Origin of the sequence: Nostoc sp. CHAB 5715 (assembly GCF_020829685.1) — a bacterium.
Classification (GTDB): domain Bacteria; phylum Cyanobacteriota; class Cyanobacteriia; order Cyanobacteriales; family Nostocaceae; genus Nostoc.
This window is the reverse complement of the sequence record NZ_JAIVFR010000224.1, coordinates 1-8,608: the sequence shown is the minus strand read 5'-3', so window position 1 is coordinate 8,608 and position 8,608 is coordinate 1. Positions and strand designations below refer to the sequence as shown.

Here is an 8,608-nt window from a genome sequence, read left to right as displayed (position 1 = left end):
GCAAGGAACTGAAGTTCCTTGCTAATAGCTAAAGTAATCTAAAGATTACTAAATATCCCCCAAAATCTTGAGTCTACTTCAGTAGACTTTAGCTATTAGCCAGAGAATTCATTCTCTGGCGGGTGAGGAGGCCAACAGTTAAGCTATTTTTAGCTTAAGTTGACACCAATGAGCAATGCGCTTTACCCCTACAACAGATGTGGTTCAAATACATGAAAACTGCTGTAAATAGTCCGTTAAAAACCGCAGCTACACCAAGCTTTACCCACCTTTGTAGATTTCCAAACTCCTGTACAGACGTGATTAATCGCGTCTCTCCAAACTCTTGCCCCCTTATTTATCATTAGAGAGAATTTTTTTGGTCAAAAATCCGCCTACAGGTGCTAGCTAAAAGCCCGGTAGACCAACCATTATGCTATCTGGCGTGTTTGTAAATATTGTGCAATCAATGACATTTGCGATCGCGCCATAATTCGGCACAACAAACTGGAACTGATGGGAGGATACTGCGTGAGAATTGGTGCTAACTACTTGGGTGACGGAGAGTGTGAATTTACAGTTTGGTCTCCGCTATTAGAGAGCGTCACAGTACAAATTTTGACGCCAGAACAGCAGTTAATTCCGCTTAAGCCTCAGTCTGAGGGATACTGGCAAGCGAAAGTAAGCGATGTATATCCAGGCACGCTTTATCGGTATGTCTTAAATGGACAAGACGCTTTTGCCGATCCCGCGTCGCAGTATCAACCTGAAGGGGTGCATGGGCCGTCTCAAATTGTCGATCAACAGTTTGAGTGGACTGATGAAGGATGGGCTGGGGTTCCTGTGGAGTCGATGATTTTCTACGAACTTCACGTTGGGACATTTACGCCTGAAGGAACTTTCACCGCTATTATTCCCCGCTTACCGGATTTGAAAGAACTGGGAATTAACGCCATTGAAATCATGCCCATCTCCCAGTTTCCGGGAGATGCTCATATTGAAGCAACTCTTGCATACCGCAACTGGGGTTATGATGGCGTTTACCCTTATGCTGTGCAAAATTCCTACGGTAGCCCAGCCGAACTGAAGCAACTGGTAAATGCTTGCCACCAACACGGAATTGCCGTAGTGCTGGATGTGGTGTATAACCACTTTGGGCCAGAAGGCAATTATATGAGTCAGTTCGCGCCTTACTTTACTAAAACCTATAAAACGCCGTGGGGCGATGCGATGAATTTCGACGATGCCCATAGTCAGGGTGTGCGAAATTATTTTATCCAAAATGCGCTTTACTGGTTGCGCGATTTCCACATAGATGCATTGCGGCTGGATGCCATTCAAGCAATTTATGACTTGGGGGCAAAGCATTTTCTGTGGGAACTGGCGGAAGCAGTTCATCATTTCTCACAACAAGGGCAAAAATGGAAACGCCATTTAATTGCCGAAAGTGATATGAATAATCCGCAAATAATTCGTCCGCCAGAACTGGGTGGATATGGTCTTGATGCCCAGTGGAGTGATGATTTTCACCATGCATTACACGCACTTTTAACAGGCGATCGCCAAGGATATTACCAAGATTTTGGGCAAACTGCTCAATTGGCGAAAGCTTATGAAGATACTTTTATCTACGATTGGAAGTACGCACCACACCGTAAGCGATTTCATGGCGTATCTTGCCGCGATCGCCCCTTATCACAGTTTTCAGTGTGCATTCAGAATCACGATCAAATCGGCAATCAAATGAAAGGAGAACGCCTCAGCCAGCGAATCTCTTTTGAGGGATTAAAGTTAGCTGCTGGCGCTGTGCTACTGTCGCCCTACTTACCTCTGTTATTTATGGGAGAAGAATACGGCGAAACAGCACCCTTCATTTACTTTGTCAGTCACTCCGATCCTGATTTAATTCAAGCAGTTCGAGCCGGACGCAAACAAGAATTTGAAGCATTTCACTATGCAGATGATCCCCCAGATCCTGAATCGGCAGAAACTTTCCTAAAGTCTAAACTCAATTGGGAATTACGTAATAACGGTAAGCACAAAGTTTTGTGGGATTGGTATCGTCAGTTAATTAATTTACGCAAGACGCATCCAGCACTTTTGAATCAAGAGCGTAACTCCATCAAAGCGACTAACGATGAAGACAAGCAGTTGGTCATCGTGCGGCGTTGGTGCGAATCAAGTGAACTAATATTTGTGATGAACTTCAATTCGTCTTCAGTGACAGTGACTCTGCCGTTTGAGCAAAATGCTAATAAATTGTTAGACTCTGCTGATACCTCATGGTCTGGGCATGGTTCTGAAGCTGCTGAACATCTGTCTGTGGGTCAAGAAGTGAAATTGCAACCTACTAGTTTAGTACTGTATGAAAAAGCATGAGGGGGAGAGTTAGAATTTAAAGTTTCAGCCTCATAACCTTAATGTTCGAGCAATAAGGCTTAATGTTCGAGCAATAAGGCTTAACGTTCGAGCAATAAGGCTTAATGTTCGAGCAAAAAGGCTTAATGTTCGAGCAATAAGGCTTAATGTTCGAGTAAAAAGGCTTAACGTTCGAGCAAAAAGGCTTAATGTTCGAGCAAAAAGGCTTAATGTTCAAACAAAAAGGCTCAACCTTCAAGCAAAAACTCCCTCATCCCCCTCATCTCCCTCATCCCCCTCATCCCCCTCATCCCCCTCATCCCCCCACTCCCCACTCAAAAAAATATGAGAATTCCTACCGCAACTTATCGAATCCAATTTACACCTCAGTTTGGCTTTGACAACGCCAAAGCGATCGCAGCCTATCTAGCAGATTTAGGTATTTCCGATTTGTATGCTTCCCCCATTTTCAAAGCAAGATCCGGGAGTACGCACGGCTACGATATAGTAGATGCCACTCAACTTAACCCAGAATTGGGAACTAATGAATCCTTTGATGCATTAGTTGCTGAAGTTCAATCCCTTGGTATGGGCTGGTTACAAGATATTGTGCCAAACCACATGGCATATAGCAGCGAAAACGATTACTTGATGGACGTATTGGAACACGGCCCAGATTCTAGCTATACTGACTACTTCGATCTTTCTTGGAATGCTCCCTTTGGCGATCGCCAAGAGCGAATTCTCGCTCCTCTGCTGGGAGATTTTTATGGTACATCCCTGGAAAACGGACACATTCAGCTGCAATACGAACAAAACGGTTTAACCGTCAACTATTACAGCTTAAAACTACCACTGCGGTTAGAATCTTACACAAAATTTATCACCTATAATCTGGGTAAACTCACCCGGACACTGGGACGCAATCATCCCGATTTTATTAAGTTATTGGGGATTCTCTACATTCTCAAAAATGTGCCCTCAGAAGTTGCGGGAAAACAGCGACAAGACCAAATCGCATTTATTAAAGGATTGGTTTGGGAACTCTACACCACAAACGATACCATCCGCGAGTTCATTGACGAAAATATCCAAACTTTCAACGGAGAACCCGGTAATTCAGAAAGCTTTAACCTCCTAGATGATTTACTCAATGACCAATTTTACCGTCTCGCCTTTTGGAAGGTTGGGGCGGAAGAAATGAACTACCGCCGTTTCTTTACTGTCAATGAATTGATTTCCGTTAAAGTTGAAGAACTGCGGGTTTTTAATAATACCCACAGCTTTATTCAAAAGCTGGTTGAGGAGGGCAAATTTACAGGTTTACGGATTGACCATATTGATGGACTTTATAATCCAATCCAGTATCTCGAAAGGCTGCAAGAAAAGATGGGAGATGTTTATATCACCGTCGAGAAGATTTTAGAACTCACCGAAGAATTGCCGGAAAACTGGGAAATTGAAGGAACGTCTGGCTATGACTTTCTCAACTATGTAAATGGCGTATTTTGTCAAACGGAAAATGAATCATCCTTCGATAAAATTTACCAAAACTTTATCAGTTCCAGAGTAGATTATGCATCGGTAGTAAAGGATAAAAAACACCTAATTTTAGAAAAGAATTTAGCAGGTGATATTGACAATCTGGCACTTTTGTTAAAGAATGTTTCTAGCAAATATCGTTATGCCAATGATTTTACACTGAATGGATTAAAAAGAGCGATCGCCGAAGTTTTGACACTGTTCCCGATTTACCGTACCTACATTACACCCGATGGAATTGGAGAAAGCGATCGCGCTACCATTCAAGAAGTAATTGATCAAGCCAAAGAACAAACGCCCCTATTGCAGAACGAACTGACCTTTATTGAAAAATTAATGCTGTTAGAGTTTGATAATTCTTTAACTCAAACAGAACGCGAACAGTGGATATATTTTGTCTTGCGGATGCAGCAATACAGTGGGCCGTTAATGGCAAAAGGCGTAGAAGACACCACATTATATGTTTACAATCGGTTGCTGTCGCTAAATGAAGTCGGCGGAAATCCTGGTCATTTTGGCATCGACTTAGGCAAATTTCATGCCTTTAACAAACAGCACCAAGAAACCTGGCCTCACACAATGAACACCACAGCCACCCACGACACCAAACGCGGCGAAGATGTTCGCGCCAGATTGAACGTCCTCTCAGAAATTCCCGATGAATGGGATCAGCAGGTAAATACCTGGAGTGCCATGAATCGAGGACATCGTAGCCATCGCCACGGGTTCGCTATGCCCGATCGCAACGACGAGTATTTTCTCTATCAAACCCTAGTAGGGGCGTTTCCTTTTGCAGAACACGAACATGCATCCTTCGTGGAACGGGTGAAAGACTATATAATAAAAGCAATTCGAGAAGCGAAAGTGCATACAGCATGGTTGCGACCTGATAGCGAGTATGAAGAAGCTTGTACCTCCTTTATTGAGAAAGTACTCGACCCTTCCCTCTCTGGCGAATTTCTAGAAGCCTTTCATCCCTTTCAAGGGCGAATTGCAGAGTATGGTATCTTCAATTCCCTTTCCCAAACTCTACTGAAGATTACCGCCCCAGGTGTACCCGATTTATACCAAGGAACAGAACTTTGGGAACTGAGTCTAGTTGATCCAGACAACCGCCGTACCGTGGATTTTGAACAGCGACGCACCTACTTAAGCGCCATCCGCGAACAGGTAAAAACCGACATTCTGGGTTTGATTCAAGAGTTGCTGAGTGATAAAACTGACGGTAGAATCAAACTGTTTTTAACGGCTCAATTACTCCAAGTCAGAACAAACTATGTTTCATTATTCCAGGACGGCGACTATCTCCCCTTAGAAGTTCAGGGAACCCACGCCAATCACATAATCGCCTTTGCGCGGCAAGAAGGGAATCAAACAGCGATCGCGATCGTTCCTCGCTTTTTAACAAACCTCATCCAGCCAGGAGAAAACCCCTTAGGCGAGTTAGTATGGCAAGATACACACCTGCAATTACCCCCTGGAACTCCCCCCACCTGGAAAAACGTCCTGACTCAACAACCCTTACAAACTACACAAACCCTATCTATCGGATCAGCCCTCGCCCATTTCCCAGTCGCCCTGTTAATTAGTAGTGCCGAGTAAAAACATAAAAAGGAGTCAGAATTCAGAATTCAGAATTCAGAATACTCTACCCATAAAGGGATAGAGTTTTAACGAGGAAGAATATTTTAATTTTTTCGCCCACCAGGGACGAGGTTTTAACCAATATTCATCACCCACTCGTACAGAATTTATACTGAATTCTGACTCCTGAGTTCTGAATTCTTCTCATAAAACCTTTGCGTACCTCTGCGATTCCCTTTGCGTTCCTCTGCGTTCAAAAAAACTCTTCCAAACTCCTCACCACCCCGTCAAATTAAATTATGACCACTTCACTTACCACCACGCAGATTGACACCCTGCGCGTCCATATCAAAAAAACCTGGAAAACCTTAACGCGATCGCACGAACACTTATTACAATCTGCAAAAGATACCAAACTAGACCACAAACCAGGCACTCCCTGGATCGTCTACATTTCCCCCTTAGAAGATTGTCCCAATATTCAGACTGTGTTAGAGCGATCGCTATCCCCAAAAGATATGCAAGCAATGGAAATTCGCACTTTGCCCTCAGAAGTCGAAGCGATTAAACAGCATGGGTTACTATACCTACCAGGCCCTTATGTCGTACCAGGTGGTCGATTTAACGAAATGTATGGCTGGGACAGCTACTTTATATTACTGGGACTTTTGCATGATGGAGAATTGGAGCTAGCGCAAAGCCAGGTAGATCAATTATTGTACCAGGTGAAGCATTACGGCACTATCCTCAATGCCAACCGGACTTATATGCTGTCGCGATCGCAACCCCCCGTCCTCAGCATGATGGTTTTGGCACTATTCCAGCACACCCAGGATGAAGAGTGGTTAAGCTCAACCGTCCCACTGCTAGAACAATTTTACTATTACTGGGTAGTACCGCCCCATTTGAATCCCGGAACCGGCTTATCCAGATTTTATGCCTTTGGGGAAGGCCCCGCGCCAGAAGTTGTGTTCTCCGAACGGGATGAGGAGGGAAAAAGCCACTATGATCGCGTCAAGGAATATTACCAAACCTTTGAGGTTGAAGATTATGACGTTAATCTTTACTACAATCGGGAAAATGACAAACTGACCCACTTATTTTACAAGGGCGATCGCACCATGCGCGAGTCCGGTTTTGATATCACCAACCGATTTGGCCCCTTCAGTGCTGATATCCTCCACTATGCTCCTGTGTGCCTCAACACTTTGCTGTATCAGGTAGAACAAGATATGGCGCAAATTAACGCTATTTTGGGGAACGAACAACTGGAAAAACAATGGCGCGATCGTGCAGATATCCGCTGCGATCGGATCGATCAATTTCTCTGGAATGAAGAACAAGGACTCTATTTCGACTATCACTTCCAGAGCGGAAAACGCCGCCGCTACGAATTTGCTACCACATTCTATCCCCTGTGGCTAGGAATTTCTTCTCAAGCCCAAGCCCAGCGCGTCGTGGAAAATCTCTCTTTGTTTGAAGCCCCAGGCGGAATTCTTACCAGTACTCATATCACCGGAAACCAGTGGGATGCTCCTTTCGGTTGGGCACCATTGACGTTTATTGCTGTCCAGGGACTTCACCGTTATGGGTATCATACAGAAGGCGATCGCATTGCCAACAAATTCCTGGCGATGGTAATTAAAGAATTCGAGCGTCACAATACCCTAGTTGAGAAATATGATGTTGAACGCTGTTCTGCCAACGTTTCCGACGAAATCTCCTTTGGATATAGTTCTAACGAAGTTGGTTTCGGCTGGACAAATGGAGTCATCCTGGAACTTTTAGCAGGCGGTGGGAAAAAAGTTTAAAACAATTCGCAATACTTCGGCTACGCTCAGTACAAGTTCGCAATTACGTTTTGTGACGGGGATTTAGATTTAGGCATCAAAACCTGCTACCTGTACAGACAAGGGACTTAAACCCCCACCACTTGTTAAATAAAAAGGCGTGAGTTTTTCCTCATGCCTTTAGTTTTATTTATTACACTTAACTCTATGTGGCTCAATACGCTTGGGTTAAGGCTAAAACTATGTTACAAAGTCAATTTTTTTAACGAACCGCCAAGACGCCAAGGACGCAGAGAGAAGGAAGAAATGCTTAACTGAACTGTATTGCTATATGGCTTATGTATACTTGAATGAAATTTGAATGGGACAAAAATAAAAACCAACAAAATATCCAGAAACATGGCATTAGTTTTGAAGAAGCTACAGAAATATTTGACAGTGTTGTTTTCACCTCAATTGATGAACGATACGACTATGAATAAATATATCATGAGGAATAATCGCAATGGTTCAATCAGCCCCAAAAATTATAACCGTTGATGAATTTATTAGCCACTACGGTGAGTGCGATCGCTATGAACTAATTGATGGTGAATTAATTGACATGGAACCAACTGGGCCACACGAGCAAGTATCAGCATTGATTGGGCGAAAACTTAATGTAGAAATTGACCGTCAGGATCTCAGCTACTTTATCCTCCATCGCTGTCTAATCAAACTATTAGGAACAGAAACAGCTTTTCGTCCCGATGTGATTGTGTTAGACCAAACTCAATTAATTAATGAACCATTATGGCAAAAACAACCCATAATTACATTAGGAAACTCAATCAAACTGATTGCTGAAGTTGTCAGCACAAATTGGCAAAATGATTACGCCCGCAAAGCTGAAGATTACGCCCTATTAGGAGTTCCTGAATATTGGATTGTTGATTATCTGGGTATTGGTGGTAGAGAATATATTGGCAAACCCAAACAGCCAACGGTGACAATTTGTACTCTAATAGAGGATGAGTATCAAAAACAGTTGTTTCAAAACAACGAGCAACTTGTTTCTTCAATTTTTCCCAACTTGCAACTAACGGCACAACAAGTTTTTACGGCTGGGCGGTCTGTCATTGAGTGAAATGGTATAAGATGCGATCGCTTTGAGTAGTTTGTCAACTTAAAATTGCTCTGACTTTTCAGGGTATCTGGAAAACCTCTCTCTAAATCTCTCTCCTAAAAGCAATACCTTCGCCAAAAATAAATAGGGCGTTCTGTAGTAAAGTTGTTGTTTACCACAACGACAACTTCCAGTCTACAGAACGCCCATGCTAGATATAGTAACACTTCTTTTAAGTTTAGAAGTTGAT

Annotated in this window: 5 protein-coding genes; all 5 read left to right on the top strand. The window is 43.2% G+C overall.

Annotated elements, in window-relative coordinates:
- Positions 1 to 510 precede the first annotated feature (510 nt).
- The 5 genes from treZ to LC574_RS14280 all read left to right on the top strand — a co-directional run bounded on the left by treZ (position 511) and on the right by LC574_RS14280 (position 8,379).
- Complete coding sequence (gene treZ, locus LC574_RS14295; protein ID WP_229454136.1) at positions 511 to 2,358, top strand: malto-oligosyltrehalose trehalohydrolase; 1,848 nt, start codon at positions 511 to 513, stop codon at positions 2,356 to 2,358.
- Positions 2,359 to 2,682: 324 nt separating this feature from the next.
- Positions 2,683 to 5,481: a malto-oligosyltrehalose synthase gene (treY, locus tag LC574_RS14290; protein ID WP_229454135.1), complete on the top strand. Its 2,799-nt coding sequence runs from the start codon at positions 2,683 to 2,685 to the stop codon at positions 5,479 to 5,481.
- Between the two features lie 281 nt (positions 5,482 to 5,762).
- On the top strand, positions 5,763 to 7,274 hold the full coding sequence (locus LC574_RS14285) for a trehalase family glycosidase (RefSeq protein WP_229454134.1): 1,512 nt from the start codon (positions 5,763 to 5,765) through the stop codon (positions 7,272 to 7,274).
- A gap of 329 nt (positions 7,275 to 7,603) precedes the next feature.
- A complete protein-coding gene (locus LC574_RS38000; protein ID WP_267871529.1) occupies positions 7,604 to 7,735 on the top strand; it encodes a BrnT family toxin in 132 nt (43 codons plus the stop codon).
- A gap of 23 nt (positions 7,736 to 7,758) precedes the next feature.
- Entirely contained in the window at positions 7,759 to 8,379 is a 621-nt protein-coding gene (locus tag LC574_RS14280; RefSeq protein WP_229454133.1) for a Uma2 family endonuclease, read from the top strand.
- The last annotated feature ends 229 nt before the right edge of the window (positions 8,380 to 8,608 follow it).

Excerpts from the sequence above, each read along its gene's own strand:
- treY (WP_229454135.1), top strand. The coding sequence starts at position 2,683 with ATGAGAATTCCTACCGCAACTTATCGAATCCAATTTACACCTCAGTTT.
- LC574_RS38000 (WP_267871529.1), top strand. The coding sequence starts at position 7,604 with ATGAAATTTGAATGGGACAAAAATAAAAACCAACAAAATATCCAGAAA.
- LC574_RS14280 (WP_229454133.1), top strand. The coding sequence starts at position 7,759 with ATGGTTCAATCAGCCCCAAAAATTATAACCGTTGATGAATTTATTAGC.
- LC574_RS14285 (WP_229454134.1), top strand. The coding sequence starts at position 5,763 with ATGACCACTTCACTTACCACCACGCAGATTGACACCCTGCGCGTCCAT.